Genomic DNA, 16,495 nt, shown 5'->3' with positions numbered 1-16,495 from the left:
ACCATCCCAAGGAGGGTCCAGACACCGTTATCCATCGTTTAACCTTAACGATCCGCACAACCGACGGGGGTCTGGTGCGGATTTGATCGGGGGCACGCGTGCGAATGGGCGGCGGGAAGGGCAGACCCGGGAGACGACTCCTGCGGATCACACTCATCGTCTTCGGCATCGGTCTCTTCTCGGTCATCGGCCTGCTCGCAGTGGTGTGGGCGGTCACCCCCATCCCGGACAGCACGCAGCCCAAGGCCACCGCGCAGGGTTCGGTGATCTACTACCGTGACGGCAAGACCGTGCTGGCCAAGCAGGGCGTGAACCGCAAGAGCGTGCCCCTGCAGAAGGTGCCGGAGACTCTCAGAAACGCGGTCATCGCCGCCGAGAACCGCTCGTTCTACGACGACAAGGGCGTGTCCGTGTCGGGCACCTTCCGCGCCATGTGGTCCACGGTCAGCGGCCAGCAGCTCCAGGGCGGCTCGACGATCACCCAGCAGATGGTCCGCAACTACTACAGCGGCCTCAGCCAGGAGCGTTCCGTCGTCCGTAAGCTCAAGGAGGTCATGATCTCCTTGAAGGTGGACCAGTCGAAGTCCAAGGAATGGGTGCTGGAGCAGTATCTCAACACGATCTACTTCGGCCGGGGCGCCGACGGTGTCCAGGCCGCGGCCAACGCCTACTTCCGTAAGGACGTCGGCAAGCTGACCCTCGCCGAGAGCGCCTACCTCGCCGCGGTGATCCAGCAGCCGTCCCGGTTCGCCAACCCCAAGGGCGCCGACCTCGACGCGGCCAAGGCGCGCTGGCGATCGGTGATCGACGGAATGGTGGAGACCCGGGCGATCACCGCCGAACAGGCCGCCGCGGTCAAGTTCCCCACCCTCAAGGCACCCAAGGCGATCTTCGAGCCCAAGGGCCAGGAGGGTTACATGCTCGACCAGGTGGCGGCCGAGCTCAAGCAGAGGGGCTACACCGACGAGGTCATCAACCAGGGCGGGTTGAAGATCGTCTCGACCTTCGACAAGAACCTGATGGCCGCCGCCGAACGGGCCGTCACCTCGGTGCTGCCGGAGGACACCTCCAAGAAGGTCCGCACCGGCCTGGCCGCGGTGGACCCCGCGACCGGCGAGGTCGTCGCCTTCTACGGCGGCCGTAGCTACACCGCCAACAAGTTCGACAATTCCTTCTCGGCCAAGGTGCAGGCCGGGTCCACGTTCAAGGCCTACACCCTGGCCGCAGCCCTGGACGACGGCCTCGGCCTCGACACCCGCGTGAACGGCAACTCGCCGATGCATGTCGCCTCGGACCCCGAGCATCCGATTCCCAACTCGGAGGGCGAGTCGTACGGCGAGATCAACCTGGTCACCGCGACCCAGAACTCGGTGAACACCGCCTTCGTGGATCTCGGACAGAGGGTCGGCCTGAACAAGGTGGTCAAGCTCGCCGAGAGCGCGGGCATCCCCGCCGCGCAGCTCACCCCGCACAAGGCCGCTGCCGTGCTCCCGCTGGGGGTGGCGTCCGTGAGCGCCGTGCAGAACGCCTCCGGCTTCGCCGCGTTCGCCGCCGAGGGCGTCCACCGCGAGGCCCACGTGATCCGCTCGATCACCGACGCCCAGGGCAAGGTCACCAAGAGCACCACCAAGGGCAAGCGGGCCTTCAGCGAGCAGGCCGCGATCGACGCCACCTACGCGCTCACCCAGGTCGTCAACGCCGGAACCGGCTCGGCCGCCCGCCTCTACGACCGTCCGGTGGCGGGCAAGACCGGCACCACCGACGAGTCGGCGGCCGCGTGGTTCGCCGGGTTCACCCCGCAGCTGGCGACCGCGGTGGACATGTTCCGTGACGACAACAAGCCGGTGGTGGTGGGCGGCAGCGCCCAGTTCGGCGGGAGCTACCCGGCTCAGGTCTGGCACGCCTTCATGACCGAGGCGATGGCGGGCAAACCGGTCAAGGACTTCCCCGAGCCGTCCAACTACGGCTACTCCACGCCCTACGGCGACTACCCGTCCAACGGCCCGTCCGACGGACCCTACGGCCAGGACTACGGCGACGGACAGGACTACGGCGACGGGCTCGACCAGAACGGCGACCCCGTCACCCCCGACCCGCAGGAGACGGGAAACCCGGTCCCCGACCAGCCCTCGTCCCCCGACCAGAACCAGGTTCCCGACGGCACGGGAGACGGGACGGACAACGGGTTCGGTGACGGCCAGGGCCAGGGTCAAGGTCAGGGCAACGGCCAGGACCAAGGCCAGGGCCAGTGGCAGGGCAACGGCCAGGACCAGGGCCAGGGCCAGGGCTAGTCCCGCATTCCGCACGTGACCCCCATCGACCGGGGTGATCACCCACAGCGCTGGATCAGATATGTCTGCCGACCCTCAACGATGCGGCACGTGCGGAAAACGGGGCTGACGCGTTGACCGCGTGCGATCGCCGGGCTCGCCGACTCGCGACGTGCGGCGGCGGCTTCGGCGAGGCGGCGACCGAAAACCCGGTCGAATTTCATGGTCATCGCAACCGGCGCCGCCGGCCCCGGAACATCAGGTTCTCCGTCTAGTCGTCGTCTCCGCTCCCGTTCTCCAGCTCGGCCAGGAGCCCCGCGGGGGTCGTGACGGGCAGCTTGCAGACGAAGCGGCGGCACACGTAGGCGGCCGGTTGGCCGCCCACCAGGCCGCGGCCGGAGAGCAGCGGGACCTCCTCGGAGCCGGGCTCGCCGAGCGCCACGACCAGGCCGGGCAGAGACGAGAGCAGGGCGGTCCTGTGCAGCGCCGCCGTCGCCGGATCATCCGGCGAGCCCACGATCGCGACCTCGATCGGACCGGAGACGGCCGCCTGGGCCGCCGCGAGGCCCCACCCGGCGAACCGCGCGTGCTTGTCCGCGAGTACGGTCACCGTGCCGAGAGCCGCCTCGGCCGCCTCCCTGTGCCTGGCCGAACCGGTCAGGGCCGCGTAGGAGAGCAGGGCCCCGGCGGCGGCGAACTGCCCGGAGGGGGTCGCGTTGTCGGTGGGGTCCTGCGGGCGCTGGAAGAGCCGTTCGGCGTCGTCGGCGGTGTCGAAGAACCCTCCCGACCCGTCGGAGAACCGGCCGAGCACGTTCTCCAGCAGCGCCCCGGCCCGATGGAACCAGCGCACCTCCCCGGTCACGCCGTACAGGGCGAGCAGGCCCTCGGCGAGGTCCGCGTAGTCCTCCAGGACTCCGGCGTTGTCGCCCGCCCTGCCGTCGCGCGACGTGCGCAGCAGCCGGTCGCCGTCCATGTGGAGCTCGTCGAGCAGCACGGCCGCGGCTCGCGCAGCCTCGACGAGGTCCGGACGGTCGAACAGCGCCCCGGTCTCGGCGAGGGCGGCGATGACCAGGCCGTTCCAGGCGGCCACCACCTTGTCGTCGCGGCCCGGCCGTACCCGATGGGCCCGCGCGGCCAGCAGCGCGGAGCGAACCCGGGCGAACCGCTCGGCGTCCTCGGGATCGGACAGGAGCTGGAGCACCGAGGTGCCGTGCTCGAACGTTCCGGTCACCTCGAACAGGCCGACCGCCCAGGCGCCGTCCTCCTCGCCGAGGACCTTGTGGAGCTCCTCGGGGGTCCAGGCGTAGAACTTGCCCTCCACACCCTCGCTGTCGGCGTCCAGGGCGGAGGCGAAACCCCCCTCCGGGGTGCGCATCTCGGCCAGCAGCCAGTCGGCCGTCTCCAGCGCGATCCGCCTGCCCAGCACCGAGCCGGTCGAGCGCCACCAGTGCGCGTAGACCCGCAGGAGCAGCGCGTTGTCGTAGAGCATCTTCTCGAAGTGCGGCACCACCCAGCCGGCGTCCACGCTGTAGCGGGCGAATCCACCGGCGAGCTGGTCGTAGATCCCGCCCCTGGCCATCGCCTCCAGCGTCCGGTCGGCCATCAACCTCGCCGCGCTCGCGGTGGCCCGGGGTTCCTTCGGCTCCGGGCTCGTCTGCCCGCTCTCGATCACGGGGGCTCCGCGGTATCTCAGCAGGAACTCCAGCGCCATCGACGGCGGGAACTTGGGCGCCCCGCCGAATCCGCCGCGCACCTGGTCGAAGGACTCGGCCAGGCCGTGCACGGCCCGCGCCAGCGTGCTCGGGGTGGGCAGCGGTCCCGACGGCAGAGCCGACCGCTCGTTCAGAGCCTCCACGATCTTCGATCCCTGTTCCAGCACCGCGGCCCGGTCGCCGGTCCAGGCGTTCGACACCCCGGTCAGCAGCCGCTGGAACTGCTCCCTGGGGAAGTAGGTGCCGGTGTAGAAGGGATGCCCCTCCGGGGTGGCGAAGACCGTCATCGGCCATCCGCCCTGGCCGGTCATGGCCTGGGTGGCCGCCATGTAAACCGCGTCCACATCCGGACGCTCCTCGCGGTCCACCTTCACGTTGACAAAGCGTTCGTTCATCATCGCGGCCGTGCCGCCGTCCTCGAACGACTCGTGCGCCATCACGTGACACCAGTGACACGCCGAATACCCGACGCTGATCAACAGGGGCACATCCCGCCGCCTGGCCTCCTCGAAGGCCGCATCCCCCCAGGCGAACCAGTCCACCGGGTTGTCAGCGTGCTGCCGCAGATAGGGACTGGTGGCGTCCTTCAACCTGTTCATCGAGACCCTCCTGCGTAAGTGGTGCGTGCGTTCTCGTCGCGCGAGACGTGCTCGGATCGCGCGTACTCGTTCTACCTCCACGGCCTCACCTCACACTAAACCGAACATGGGGCCACACCGTGAACATGCGGGGTCGTACCCGACGCGGCTCGCGCCCAACTGAGCTGGGGAGATGTGCTGGTGCGGCATCGGGCGTAGGCTCTCTGGGCGTGGATCTCGACTTCGTCTGTGTGCACGCCGGCAGGACAGCCTCCGAGCTGACCCGGCGTGATGTGGCTCGCGCGCTGCTTGCCGTGCCCTCAGGGGTGGCGCTGGTGGCCATCCCCGATCTGAGGAGAGCGCTGATGGCGGTGGGCAACCCGCTGTCACTGCCCTTCTGGGATTCCGCCAAGACGACGCTCAGCGCGATCGAGTCCGGTGGGGCGACGGTGGGCGACGTGCAACGGTGGCTGGAGTCCACCGGCACCGAGCCGCTGCTGCTCACCCGCAGCTTCTTCGTCTGGCCCGAGGAGGACGAGCGGGGACCGATCGGCGCGGAGATGTTCCGCGGCCTGGTCGCCTATCTGGAAGAACGGGTCGCCGCCGGGGAGATCGATCCCGACGCGCTCGCTCAGGGCGACGAGGACGCCAGGGAGGTCTACGCGGACCTGCAGGAGCGCTGGCTCACCAGCCCGCTGCCCGACGGGAGGGTGCCGGGGGCCGCGGTGAGCGACGAGCAGGATGAGGAGCTGTTCGCCGCCTGGGACGAGGAGGAGGCGTTCGCCCTCAGCGAGCTGCGCCGCATCCTGGCGGAGCTGCCCGATCCCGAGCGGCCCGTCAAGGAGCTGAAGGCCGCCGCCACGCGGCTGCGCGAGGTGCTGGCCGAGCCCGGCTACCCAGGCAACGTGCTGCGGGCGTGCGCCGGATACGACGGGCAGCCGCTGCCCGCCGACGACGAGGACCTCTGGCTGACCGTCACGGCGGGCATCGCCGGGCCGATCTCGGACCTGCCCGATGAGGACGACAGCCCCGAGGAGTTCTCCAACCTGGACAACGAGCTCAGCCACGAGGACTCCGTGCTGGCCGCGCTGTGCGCGATCCACCACGCGGACTGGCTGGCCGTGGTCGCCGCCCTGGCCAGACGCGGTCCGGGGGTCCTGGCCTCGCCCGAGCGGATCGCCCGGCTCATCGCCGAGTCCGAGGACATCGACGTCGCGCTGGACGAGCCGGAGGACCTGGAGGCGGCGGAGACGCTCTTCAGCTCGGTGACACCGCTGTGGGCGTGTCTCGGGATCGTCGACAGGACCGAGGTGCTCACCCCGCTGGGCCGCTGGGGCCTGCCCAGGGCCCTGGAGCGGGCCTGGTCGTCGACGGACGTGCTCGGCGACTGACGGGTGAGGGCGGTGCGGCTCGGAGGCCGGGGCGGTACGGCCTCCGAGGGTGGGGGGCGGTGCGCCGTACGGTCTACACGCGCCGCCCCACTGTCACGCCCCGTCCTCGACCAGGTCGAGGTAGTCCTCGTGCACCAGATCTTTGTATTCAGGGTGTCGCCGGATGTATCGAGCGACGAAGGGGCAGAGCGGCACGACCGGCAGGCCCGCCGTACGGCTCTGGTCCAGGGCCGCGACGACCAGGCGGCTGCCCAGGCCCATTCCCTCGAACTTGGGGAGGATCTCGGTGTGCGTGAAAAAGATCTTATTGGGGCGTCGCCGGTACTGGGCGAACCCGGCGACCTCGCCGTCGACCAGGATCTCGAAGCGAGAGGCTTCCGGATGGTCGGAGACCTCGATGTTCTCAGGCATGCCCGTCCTCAGATGGGTCTGCGCCGGATCTTCCGGGGAGATCGGCTAGGGGGAGGTGGGGGAAGTGGGGGTGGTGTCTTTCTGCTTCCGCAGCTCCGCCTCGGACGGAACCTCGATCTTGGCGACGTGTCTCCTCATCGACTTCACGAGCAGGAACAGGGCGAAGCCCAATGCCGCGACGACGAGGAATCCCACCAGGCCGGGACCGATCTCACCTTTGATGGCGCTGTCGAATGCAATCACATCTCAAGTTTGCCACCGACCCCCCACAGTCGTGTCAGTGGCAGGCGTGCGAGACGTTCTCCGCGTGGATACCGGTGAACAGGTCGTCTTCGGGAAGCTCGACATCCACGAGCGATCGGGCCAGGTGGTAGTCCTCGGTCGGCCAGACCTCACGCTGCAGGTCACGCGGGCAGACGAAGAAGGAGCCGTCGGGGTCGACCTGGGTGGCGTGCGCGAGCAGCGCCTCGTCGCGGGCCTCGAAGTAGTCGCCGCAAGGAACCTTGGTGGTCACCGGCCACTTCTGCGGGCGGTCCTCCCACCGGGAGATCCAGTCGGCGTAGGGGGAGCCGATGCCGCGTGAGGTCATCGCCTCGTGCAGCGCCTCGAACCGCTCCTTGGTGAAGCCCATCTGGTAGTAGAGCTTCAGGGGCTGCCAGGGCTCCCCGGCCTCCGGGTAGCGGTCGGGGTCGCCGGCGGCCTCGAAGGCCTCCACCGAGACGCGGTTGGTCATGATGTGGTCGGGGTGCGGGTAACCGCCGTCGTCGTCGTAGGTGAGGATGACGTGCGGCCTGAACTCGCGTACGGCGGCGACCAGCGGCGCGGAGGCGATCTCGAGCGGCTGGACGGCGAAGCAGCCCTCGGGCAGCGGCTCGCTCTCGTCCTCCGGCAGGCCGGAGTCGACGAATCCCATGAAACGCTGCTGCACGCCGAGGATCTCCCGTGCGCGCTCCATCTCCAGTCGCCGGACCTCGCCGATGTTCTCGAGGATGTCAGGGCGATCCATCTTGGGATTCAGGATCGAACCGCGCTCACCCCCGGTGAGGGTACAGACCAGCACGTCCATGCCTTCCGCGACATAGCGCGCCATGGTGGCCGCGCCCTTGCTCGACTCGTCGTCGGGATGCGCGTGAACGGCCATCAGCCTCAGCGGTGCACTCACGGGCTCGATGTCTCCTCTATGTCGGTTGCGCTCGGGTCTTCGCTTGCCTCGCGGACGTCATGTCTCGACATGCCGTTCGCCTCGCTCGCTCGTGCCGCACCGCTCCCTGGGCTTAAGTCACTCTAGGGAGAGGTTAGTTTCTCTTGGGCGGTCGCGAGGGCGAGGCCCCCGCGAGGGACAATTGTCTCGGACAACGCCGAGGTAGTGCAGGGAGATTCCGTCATGGCCACCAGCGAGGCCGAGAGGGGCCGTCAGGACGGCCCGATCCTTGGCACCCCGGGCGACTTCCCCGATCGTCCGGAGCGCAAGGGGCGCTTCGTCGTGCACGTCGTGATCGCGATCCTCTGCGCCGTGTGCGCAGGTGGGTGGGGTTATGTGATGTGGGCGGCGGGAGGTGACACCGAAGTCAGCAACCAAGTCATTGCTTTTGATGCCAGCAGCGGTGATTCTGTGCAAATCACCTTCGAAGTGAGCAAGCCATCCGACCGTGCTGTGCTGTGCCAGCTCCAGGCCACGGATGTCAACCACGTGGAGGTGGGAAGCCGTGAGGTCAATATTCCACCTGGTGAGGGATATGTTCGGCTTACCGAACGGCTAGAGACCAGTGCCCAGGCTACTTCGGGTGCCGTGCACTACTGCTATCTCGTATAGTGAGACATTTGGGGAAGCGTTTGAGCGGTTAACTTGTTAGCCTTTCGAAATTCGACCGCCCGCTACCCAGATCATCCGCTACACCAGAACGAAGCCCCCAAGAGGAAGCAAGGAGAACCCGTGGCCGACTCCCACAACGAGAGCGTCACCTGGCTCACTCAGGAGGCGTACGACCGCCTGAAGGCGGAGTTCGAATACCTCTCGGGGCCCGGGCGCACCGACATCGCCAAGAAGATCGAAGACGCCCGCGAAGAGGGCGACCTGAAGGAGAACGGCGGCTACCACGCCGCCAAGGACGAGCAGGGCAAGATGGAAGCCCGCATCTACCATCTCCATCAGATCATCGAGAACGCCCGGGTGGGCGAGGCGCCCCGCACCGAAGGTGTGGTGGGCCCCGGAATGACCGTCACCGTCAGTTTCCAGGGCGACGACGAAGAGGTCACCTTCCTGCTCGCCTCCCGTGAGGAGAGCGGCGCCCCGATCGACGTCTACTCGCCCAAATCGCCGCTTGGCGCGGCGATCAACGGCAAGAAGATCGGTGAGAAGGCCTCCTACACGATGCCGAACGGCCGCTCCAACACGGTCGAGATTCTTGAGGCCGTTCCGTACATCGGTAACTGACCTCACCCGAATCCAGTGATCCGCCGGGACCCTGGTCCCGGCGGATCGCCGTGTGTCCGAAGACTCCATCCGGCGTGTGATCGCGTCGAAGATAAGGCGCTTTTCGGTGGATTCGCGTGCATTATGGCTCGGTGTACGGCACCCTCGTATGGCTGACTCCGGACGGGAAGGGGAGACGTCGTGTTCGAGCGGCGGACGCGTGTCTCCGGCCTGATCCGTGAGGCCCGCCAGGATCTCGCATATCGCCCCCGGGTGAAGTACGGCCATCGCGCCATCCACATCATGAGACGGGCCGTCCCCGTCATCTCGGTCCTCGTCGTCACCGTGCTGGCCGCCGATCTGATGATCCTCGTGCAGCTGTCGGGGCGGAGTTCGGAGGCGGTCGCCCTGCGCCGGTCCGTCGTCGTCCAGCCCACCGGGCCCGCCCAGCCCGTACGAGGCGCGCAGGACGGCCTGGTCGAGACCCGGCCCACGCAGGCCGCCGCTCCGCCGCCGGTGGCCCCGCTGACCGCGATCCGGCGGCCGCACCTGTTCATCGTCGCGAACAAGCCGCTCAGCCCGGCCGTGGTGGCGAAGATCACCAAGACCAGGGGGGTGCGGTCGGTGGAGCGCGCCGACGCCGCCGAGGTGACGCTGGACGGCAAGCGGGTGCAGACGCTCGGGGTGAACCCCTCGACCTTCCGCGCGTACACCCCCAAGCCGACCGCGGGGTCCGACAGGCTCTGGCGCAACGTCTCCGCCGGGGAGGTCGCGGTCTCCTTCGTCCTCGGCAACGACGGCGGCATGCCGCTGGGCAAGACCTTCACCACCGCCAGCCGGACGCTGCGGGTGGGGGCCTACGCCACGATGGGCATGGGCTCCATCGACGCCGTGGTCTCCAAGCCGACCGCACGCGCGCTGGGCATCCCGGAGAACAACGCGCTGGTGGTGAGCGCTCCCCAGGTCGACTCCGTCGCGCTGCGCAGCACCCTGCTGAGGATCCTGCCCAGGGGCGGTCAGATCGCGGTGATCAATCCCGTGCTGAAGTCTCCCGAGGCTCCCGGTCAGGCGGTGAATCCCGGCCGCACGGTGTGGCCGGCGGACGCCTTCCTGGCCGCGCCGCAGATCAGGACCGTCCTCACCGCCGCGGTCAGCAAGCTCGGCCGTCCTTACGTGTGGGGTGCCGAGGGACCCGACTCCTTCGACTGCTCGGGGCTGGTCCAGTGGGCCTACGCCCAGGCGGGCATCACGGTGCCCCGGGTGACGCACCAGCAGTTCGTCTCGGGTCCGCAGATCCCGTTCGACCAGGCCCAGCCGGGAGACCTGTTGTTCTGGCGGAACGACCCCACCAACCCCGGCTACGTCTCGCACGTGGCGATCTACTGGGGTGACGGCAAGATGCTGCACGCCCCCAGGACCGGAGACGTGGTCAAGATCGTCCCTGTCAGCACCCGCAACTTCGCCGGTGCCGTGCGGATCAGCCCCGGGGTCGCCGCCCAGGTCCGCTAGGAGCGCCTAGAGGGGTAGACCGGCCGCGAGGTGGGCGAGGGCCGTGTCCATGAGCTCCGGCAGGTTCTCCGCCGGATTCCCGGCCCAGCGGGTGATCGCGGTGATCATGACGCCGATCACCGCTGCCGCGAAGGTCTGGACCTCGAAGTCGCCGGCGTCGCGGCCGGTGCGGGAGGCGACCTCCGCGCAGATCATCGCGTGCGTGTCGACGGCGTTCTGGAGCTGCCTGGCGCGCAGCGCGGGCACCGAGAAGATGAGCCGTGCCCGGATGGAGACCTTCTCGAACTCGGCGGGGGTGAATCCGCCGAACGCCGTCCGTACGGCCTGCCGGAAGGCGTCGATCAGCGGCGTGCCGGGAGGGACCTCGCGGAACAGGGCGATGGTCAGCGGGCCGTACTCGTCCTGCACGACCACGTCTTCCTTGGCCGGGAAGTAACGGAAGAACGTGCTCGGCGACACCTCCGCGGCCTCGGCGATCTGCTCGACGGTCGTGGCCTCGTAGCCCTGCCGGACGAACAGGCGCAACGCGTGCTCCTGGATCGTCCAGCGGGTCTTCGCCTTCTTGCGTTCGCGCAGTCCCTCGGCGCGCGGAGGTGAGCTCATGCGCTGATTCTCGCGCCCGGCGACGCTCATGAACACCGCCGCGAGCGCCGAGATCATCCAGGGTGCCGCGCCGTTCCCGAGCGGAGCGCCGTTCCGAGCACGGCGCCGTTCCCGGGTACGGCGCCCGTCGCCGTGATGCCGGGTGTTCGGCGTGTCACCGGTGTCACGTGACGGCACACGAGCCGAACGCTCCGACCGTCGCCGTGACCGAGGGGGTGCCCCGATCGTGGTCATGTCATCACCGATACACGATGCTGGTGTCTTCAACTAAAGCGTTGTAATCTAAATTACATGGAAAATGATGAAGCAGCGGCGAAGCTACGAGGCTGGTTCCTGGGGCGGCTGCCCGAGGAGTGGTTCGAAGGCCAGCCGGAGATCGTGCTGGACCGTGAGGAGATCACGGTGGTCGGCAGGCTCCAGGCGCCCGTGCTCGGCGAGGACGCCTCCGAGGTGGAGCGGACGGCCGCCATGGAGGGCGGCATCCAGCGCTTCCGGGAGGAGACCAGGGAGCGCCGCATCGAGATCGCGCTGGAGGCGGAACACCGCTTCCGCAGGAAGGTTTCCTGGGGGATCGCCGTCGGCGAGGAGACGGTGATGTTCACCACACTGTCGATCCCCGTCATGACCAGGCTGCGCCAGTCCGAGCGCCGGGTTCTGGACACGCTCGTCGCCGCCGGGGTGGCCCGCAGTCGTAGCGACGCGCTCGCCTGGTGCGTGCGCCTGGTGGGCAACCACACCGACACCTGGCTCACCGATTTGCGGGACGCGCTTCAGCATGTGGACCGCGTTCGCGCCGCGGGCCCCGACGTGAATTCCTGAGTCTGGGCAGGGGAAATGGCCGCGCAATTGGTCTGAACCTGTTGATTGATTGGTTTAGACCTTTGTGATTGGCCTATACCACTGCGGGGACGGCTTTTTTTAATCGCACTTCTTTTGGGTAGGTCTCCTCAACATCGCGACCACTGCCAGCCCGTATGCCCGACAGGGCAGGGGGACCGGCGACGCCGCGACGCCAATCCTGCAAATTCACTGGTCTACGCCAATTGGATTACGTGCGGTTTGGTGGTCAATGATGTTTTGGCCCTGAGAAATGCAAAGGAGCCCCAGCAGTGTCTCTTACCATGGACGTGACCGCCCTGAGCCCGACCACCCATACCGAGCTGGTCGCGTGGGTCAGAGAGATCGCCGAGCTGACCCAGCCGGATCGGATCGAGTGGTGCGACGGCTCCGAGGCCGAGTGGACCCGCCTGACGAATCTGCTGGTCGAGCAGGGAACCTTCAAACGTCTGGCCAAACGGCAGAACAGTTTCCACGCGGCCTCCGATCCCAGCGACGTCGCCCGGGTCGAGGACCGCACCTACATCTGTTCCGAGCGCGAAGAGGACGCGGGGCCGACCAACAACTGGATCGCCCCCGCCGAGATGCGCCGGACCTTCGGCGAGATCTTCCAGGGCAGCATGCGCGGCCGGACCATGTACGTCGTGCCGTTCTGCATGGGTCCGCTGGGCGGTGACATCTCCCAGCTCGGCGTCGAGATCACCGACTCGCCCTACGTGGCCGTGTCGATGCGCGTCATGACCCGCATGGGGGAGGAGGCCCTGCGGCTCATCGAGGAACGCGGCGACTACGTGAAGGCCGTGCACTCGGTCGGCGCCCCGCTCGAGCCCGGCCAGGACGACGTGCCATGGCCGTGCAACTCCACCAAGTACATCAGCCACTTCCCCGAGACCCGCGAGATCTGGTCGTACGGATCGGGCTACGGAGGCAACGCCCTGCTCGGCAAGAAGTGCTACGCGCTGCGCATCGCCAGCACGATGGCCCGCGACGAGGGCTGGCTCGCCGAGCACATGCTCATCCTCAAGCTCACCCCGCCCTCGGGAGAGACCCGCTACGTCGCGGCGGCGTTCCCGAGCGCGTGCGGCAAGACGAACCTGGCCATGCTCCAGCCGACCATCCCGGGCTGGAAGGTCGAGACGATCGGCGACGACATCGCCTGGATGCGCTTCGGCGACGACGGCCGCCTGTACGCCATCAACCCCGAAGCGGGTTTCTTCGGCGTCGCCCCCGGCACCGGCGAGTCCACCAACGCCAACGCGATCAAGACGCTCTGGGGCAACAGCATCTTCACCAACGTCGCCCTCACCGACGACGGCGACGTGTGGTGGGAGGGCCTCACCGATGAGCCCCCGGCGCACCTGACCGACTGGAAGGGCCGCGACTGGACCCCGGACAGCGACGAGCCCGCCGCCCACCCGAACTCCCGGTTCACCACCCCCGCGGGCCAGTGCCCGATCATCGCCCCCGAGTGGCAGGACCCCAAGGGCGTGCCGATCTCCGCGATCCTGTTCGGCGGGCGCCGCGCCAGCGCGGTCCCGCTGGTGAGCGAGTCGCTGAGCTGGCAGCACGGCGTCTTCACCGGAGCCAACGTCGCCTCCGAGAAGACCGCCGCGGCCGAGGGCAAGGTCGGCGAGCTGCGCCGCGACCCGTTCGCGATGCTGCCGTTCTGCGGATACAACATGGGCGACTACTTCGCCCACTGGATCAAGATGGGCCAGCGGAAGAACGTCCGGTTGCCGCGCGTCTACTACGTGAACTGGTTCCGCAAGAACGACGCCGGCACGTTCATCTGGCCGGGCTTCGGCGAGAACATCCGCGTGCTTAAGTGGATCGTCGAGCGCCTCAACGGTGAGGCCGAGGCCGTGCGCACGCCGATCGGCCTGCTCCCCGCCGAGCTCGACACCGAGGGCCTGGACATCTCCGACGAGGACCTGCGGACCCTGCTGAGCGTCGACAGGGAGACCTGGAAGGAGGAGGCGTCGCTGATGCCCGCCTTCTTCGAGACCTTCGGCGACCGGTTCCCCAAGGAACTCTGGGACGAGTACAACGCGCTCGTCGAACGGCTGGGCTGATCCCCGGGGTTGCCGTGCCCCGCTCCCGGGGGGTACGGCAACCGCGTGGTTCCTCTTCGGGCATGAGAGGCGGTGCTTCCCAGCCTGGACACGGGAGGCGGCGCCTCTCCCCGGTCCGGGCATGAGAAGCAGTGCCCCTTCGGGCATGAGAGGCGATGCCTTCCCGGCCCGGACACGAGAGGCAGCGCCTCCTCGGTCAGGAGAGCCATGAGAGGCCGTGCCTCCTCGGCCATGAGAGCCATGAGGGGCGGCGCCTCCTGGCCGGGAGAAGGGGCGATCGACCGGCTTCCGTCCTGACTCCGTACCGGTCCTTCGACACCGGGGTCACGACCGGTGACCCCGGTCGCCCGGGACGGCTCGTCATAGTTGTGGCGGTTGAGGGGAAACTTCCCGGGGTCTGTGAGCGTCTATCAGGACAAGATGGGCGCGAGCCCTTCTTTCCCCTGGGGAGACGGGCATGCAGGCGATCCCGTACGTCGTAGTAATCGTCCTCATTCTGCTCGGCGGCTTCGCAAGGACGGCGCTGCGCCGTGAGCACCGCCGGGTGCGTTCGGCCGTGACCCACCATCGCGGTGAGATGACCCCGTACGAGCTCGCCTACCTGGCGGGCGGGCCGCGCCGCGTGATCAACACCGCGCTCGGCATGCTGGCCAGGGCCGGCGCCATCCGGGTCTCACGAGGCGGCCAGGTCAGTCTCGTCGCCGGGACCCGCATCTCCCCCGATCCGGTCGAGCACGCCCTCCTGGAGTCCCTCCAGGTCCGCGGCGGCTCCTGCTCGGTGGGAGAGCTCCGCCGTACGGTGGCCGACGGCGAGACCATGAGCGGGCTGCGCTACCGCCTGATGGGCATGGGCCTGATCGTGCCCGACGAGGCGCTCGGTCACGCGTGGAAGCTGCTGAACCGGCTTCTGATCCTCTCGGTGCTCGCCCTGGTCGTCAACGTGGGCATGCTGCTGGCCGGCATCTTCACGAGCTTCCCCGGGGTGGTGGTGCCACTGCTCGGCGCCTTCATGGCGCTCAGAGGCCTGGTCACCTACTCCACCGAGAAGCGGGCGCTGCGCGGCATCCTGAGCCAGGCCGGGCGCGAGGCGCTCGACTCCGCCCGGCGGCTCCACGTGCGCGGTGCCCGCCCCATGACCCCCGATCTGGCCTTCGCGGTCGGTGTTCCCGTCGCCCTGTACGGCCTGGGCGAGCTCGGAGACCCGACCCTGGAGGAGGAGCTCAAACGCGACAGCGGATACACCTCGACGACCGGATGCGCCGCCGGCTCCTGCGGAGGCGGCTCCTTCGGCTCGGGGGACGGCTCCTTCGGTTCCGGAGGCTGGGGCGGCGACTCCGGAGGCTCGGGCGACTCGGGAGGTGGCTCGGGCGGCGACTCGGGCGGCGGGTCGAGCTGCGGCGGTGGCGGCGGCTGTGGAGGGGGCGGTTGCGGTGGCGGCTGAGACCGGGACGGTCACGGAGGCACGCGGCCGGCTCATCCAGGCGATCACGGCGGCACTCGATCGGCTTGTGCGGGAGATCGGGATGGTCACGACGGCACCCGACCGGTTCCTCCGGGAGATCGGGACGCTCACGACGGCACCTGACCGGTTCCTCCGGGAGATCGGGACGCTCACGATGGCGCCCGGTCGACCGGTGCGGGCGATCGGAATGGGGGTGTGACGGTGGCCGGATCACTGGGTGTCGGCATCGGCTGGCGGTCGGAGATCGACCTGACCGTGGAGCGGCTGCCCGGGGTGGACTTCGTCGAGGTCGTCGCGGAGAACGTGCATCCCGACCGGCTCCCGGAGTCCCTGCGGGTGCTCCGCGCCCGCGGGGTGCCGGTGATCCCGCACGGGGTCGGGCTCGGTGTGGGCGGGGCCGAACCGCCCGACCCGGCACGGCTGGCGCACCTGGCGGCCTGCGCGCGGGCGCTGGACGCGCCTCTGGTCAGCGAGCATCTGGCCTTCGTGCGCTCCGGCGGCATGGAGGCCGGTCACCTGCTCCCGGTCCCGCGCACCAGGGCCGCGCTCTCCGTCGTCGCGGACAACGTACGGCGGGCGCAGGCGGCGCTTCCCGTCCCGTTGGCCCTGGAGAACGTGGCGGCCCTGTTCGGCTGGCCCGAGGACGAGATGACCGAGGCGCAGTTTCTCGGCGAGCTGGTGGAGATGACCGGTGTCCGGCTCCTGATCGACGTGGCCAACCTCTACACCAACCAGGTCAACCTGGGGCTGTCGGCCGTCGGCGCGCTGGACGGCCTGCCGCTGTCCGAGCTCGCGTACGTCCACGTCGCCGGCGGGCACTCCCGCGACGGCGTCTGGCACGACACCCACACCGCGCACGTCCCCGCCGACGTGCTGGACATCCTGTCCGAGCTCTGCGCCCGGGTCGATCCGCCGGGTGTGCTGCTCGAATGGGACGACGACTATCCCAGCGACGCCGCCCTCGAAGCGGAGCTCGGCCGGATCCGCGGCGCGATGGCCCGTGTCTGACGACGCCGCTCGCGAGGCTTCGGCCGGCGGAGGCGCCCGGCCGCGGAGCGACGTCCCGGACGTGATCGGGTCCACGCTTTCGGTTCAGGACGCGGGCGCAGACGCGGTTCCGGTCTCTGACGTGATCGGGTCCGTGCCTTCGGTCCAGGACATGGGCGCAGGCGCGGGTCCGACCCCGGACGTGATCGGGTCCACGCTTTCGGTTCAGGACGCGGGCGCAGACGCGGTT

The 16,495-nt window shown here is 68.9% G+C and carries 15 protein-coding genes; 10 read left to right on the top strand and 5 right to left on the bottom strand.

Features of this window, described 5'->3' with window-relative positions; all coding sequences use genetic code 11:
• The first annotated feature begins 104 nt into the window (after window positions 1-104).
• Entirely contained in the window at window positions 105-2,291 is a 2,187-nt protein-coding gene (locus DKM19_RS41335; RefSeq protein ID WP_239514527.1) for a transglycosylase domain-containing protein, read from the top strand.
• Window positions 2,292-2,541: 250 nt separating this feature from the next.
• On the opposite strand, the gene DKM19_RS41330 is transcribed toward DKM19_RS41335, so the two are convergent.
• Window positions 2,542-4,581 (bottom strand): thioredoxin domain-containing protein, encoded by a 2,040-nt coding sequence (locus tag DKM19_RS41330; RefSeq protein WP_110703695.1) that lies wholly within the window; start codon window positions 4,579-4,581, stop codon window positions 2,542-2,544.
• 209 nt (window positions 4,582-4,790) lie between these two features.
• On the opposite strand from DKM19_RS41330, the gene DKM19_RS41325 reads away from it, so the two are divergent.
• A complete protein-coding gene (locus DKM19_RS41325) occupies window positions 4,791-5,951 on the top strand; it encodes a hypothetical protein (protein ID WP_110703693.1) in 1,161 nt (386 codons plus the stop codon).
• Between the two features lie 93 nt (window positions 5,952-6,044).
• Here the strand turns inward: DKM19_RS41325 and DKM19_RS41320 are convergent, their stop codons facing one another.
• The 3 genes from DKM19_RS41320 to mca are packed head-to-tail and all read right to left on the bottom strand — an operon-like array spanning window position 6,045 to window position 7,524.
• Complete coding sequence (locus DKM19_RS41320; protein WP_110703690.1) at window positions 6,045-6,362, bottom strand: GNAT family N-acetyltransferase; 318 nt, start codon at window positions 6,360-6,362, stop codon at window positions 6,045-6,047.
• Between the two features lie 45 nt (window positions 6,363-6,407).
• Window positions 6,408-6,605, bottom strand: coding sequence for a hypothetical protein (locus DKM19_RS41315; protein WP_110703688.1), 198 nt, complete (start codon window positions 6,603-6,605; stop codon window positions 6,408-6,410).
• A gap of 34 nt (window positions 6,606-6,639) precedes the next feature.
• Window positions 6,640-7,524 (bottom strand): mycothiol conjugate amidase Mca, encoded by an 885-nt coding sequence (mca, locus tag DKM19_RS41310; protein ID WP_110703686.1) that lies wholly within the window; start codon window positions 7,522-7,524, stop codon window positions 6,640-6,642.
• A gap of 222 nt (window positions 7,525-7,746) precedes the next feature.
• Here mca and DKM19_RS41305 point away from each other — a divergent pair, with 222 nt between their 5' ends.
• The 3 genes from DKM19_RS41305 to DKM19_RS41295 all read left to right on the top strand — a co-directional run bounded on the left by DKM19_RS41305 (window position 7,747) and on the right by DKM19_RS41295 (window position 10,284).
• Window positions 7,747-8,175: a DUF4307 domain-containing protein gene (locus DKM19_RS41305; protein ID WP_110703684.1), complete on the top strand. Its 429-nt coding sequence runs from the start codon at window positions 7,747-7,749 to the stop codon at window positions 8,173-8,175.
• 120 nt (window positions 8,176-8,295) lie between these two features.
• Window positions 8,296-8,796, top strand: a complete 501-nt coding sequence (greA, locus tag DKM19_RS41300) for a transcription elongation factor GreA (protein ID WP_089211008.1) — start codon at window positions 8,296-8,298, stop codon at window positions 8,794-8,796.
• Between the two features lie 180 nt (window positions 8,797-8,976).
• Window positions 8,977-10,284, top strand: coding sequence for a C40 family peptidase (locus DKM19_RS41295; RefSeq protein WP_204358451.1), 1,308 nt, complete (start codon window positions 8,977-8,979; stop codon window positions 10,282-10,284).
• A 6-nt stretch (window positions 10,285-10,290) separates the two neighbouring features.
• Here the strand turns inward: DKM19_RS41295 and DKM19_RS41290 are convergent, their stop codons facing one another.
• Entirely contained in the window at window positions 10,291-10,887 is a 597-nt protein-coding gene (locus tag DKM19_RS41290) for a TetR family transcriptional regulator (protein ID WP_110706351.1), read from the bottom strand.
• A gap of 291 nt (window positions 10,888-11,178) precedes the next feature.
• On the opposite strand from DKM19_RS41290, the gene DKM19_RS41285 reads away from it, so the two are divergent.
• From DKM19_RS41285 to DKM19_RS41265, 5 genes are all read left to right on the top strand, one after another.
• A complete protein-coding gene (locus tag DKM19_RS41285) occupies window positions 11,179-11,706 on the top strand; it encodes a hypothetical protein (protein ID WP_089211009.1) in 528 nt (175 codons plus the stop codon).
• 302 nt (window positions 11,707-12,008) lie between these two features.
• The gene (locus DKM19_RS41280) at window positions 12,009-13,796 is read left to right on the top strand and encodes a phosphoenolpyruvate carboxykinase (GTP) (RefSeq protein ID WP_110703682.1); all 1,788 of its coding nucleotides are present in this window, start codon (window positions 12,009-12,011) and stop codon (window positions 13,794-13,796) included.
• Between the two features lie 457 nt (window positions 13,797-14,253).
• On the top strand, window positions 14,254-15,237 hold the full coding sequence (locus DKM19_RS41275; protein WP_110703680.1) for a TIGR04222 domain-containing membrane protein: 984 nt from the start codon (window positions 14,254-14,256) through the stop codon (window positions 15,235-15,237).
• Window positions 15,197-15,457 (top strand): hypothetical protein, encoded by a 261-nt coding sequence (locus DKM19_RS41270; RefSeq protein WP_110703678.1) that lies wholly within the window; start codon window positions 15,197-15,199, stop codon window positions 15,455-15,457. The genes DKM19_RS41275 and DKM19_RS41270 overlap by 41 nt, the downstream gene beginning before the upstream one ends.
• A gap of 2 nt (window positions 15,458-15,459) precedes the next feature.
• The gene (locus DKM19_RS41265; protein WP_110706350.1) at window positions 15,460-16,266 is read left to right on the top strand and encodes a DUF692 domain-containing protein; all 807 of its coding nucleotides are present in this window, start codon (window positions 15,460-15,462) and stop codon (window positions 16,264-16,266) included.
• Window positions 16,267-16,495: the final 229 nt, after the last annotated feature.

Source organism: Streptosporangium sp. 'caverna' (assembly GCF_003203775.1).
Lineage (GTDB): Bacteria > Actinomycetota > Actinomycetes > Streptosporangiales > Streptosporangiaceae > Streptosporangium > Streptosporangium subroseum.
This window is presented reverse-complemented; position numbering and strand designations above follow the sequence as displayed.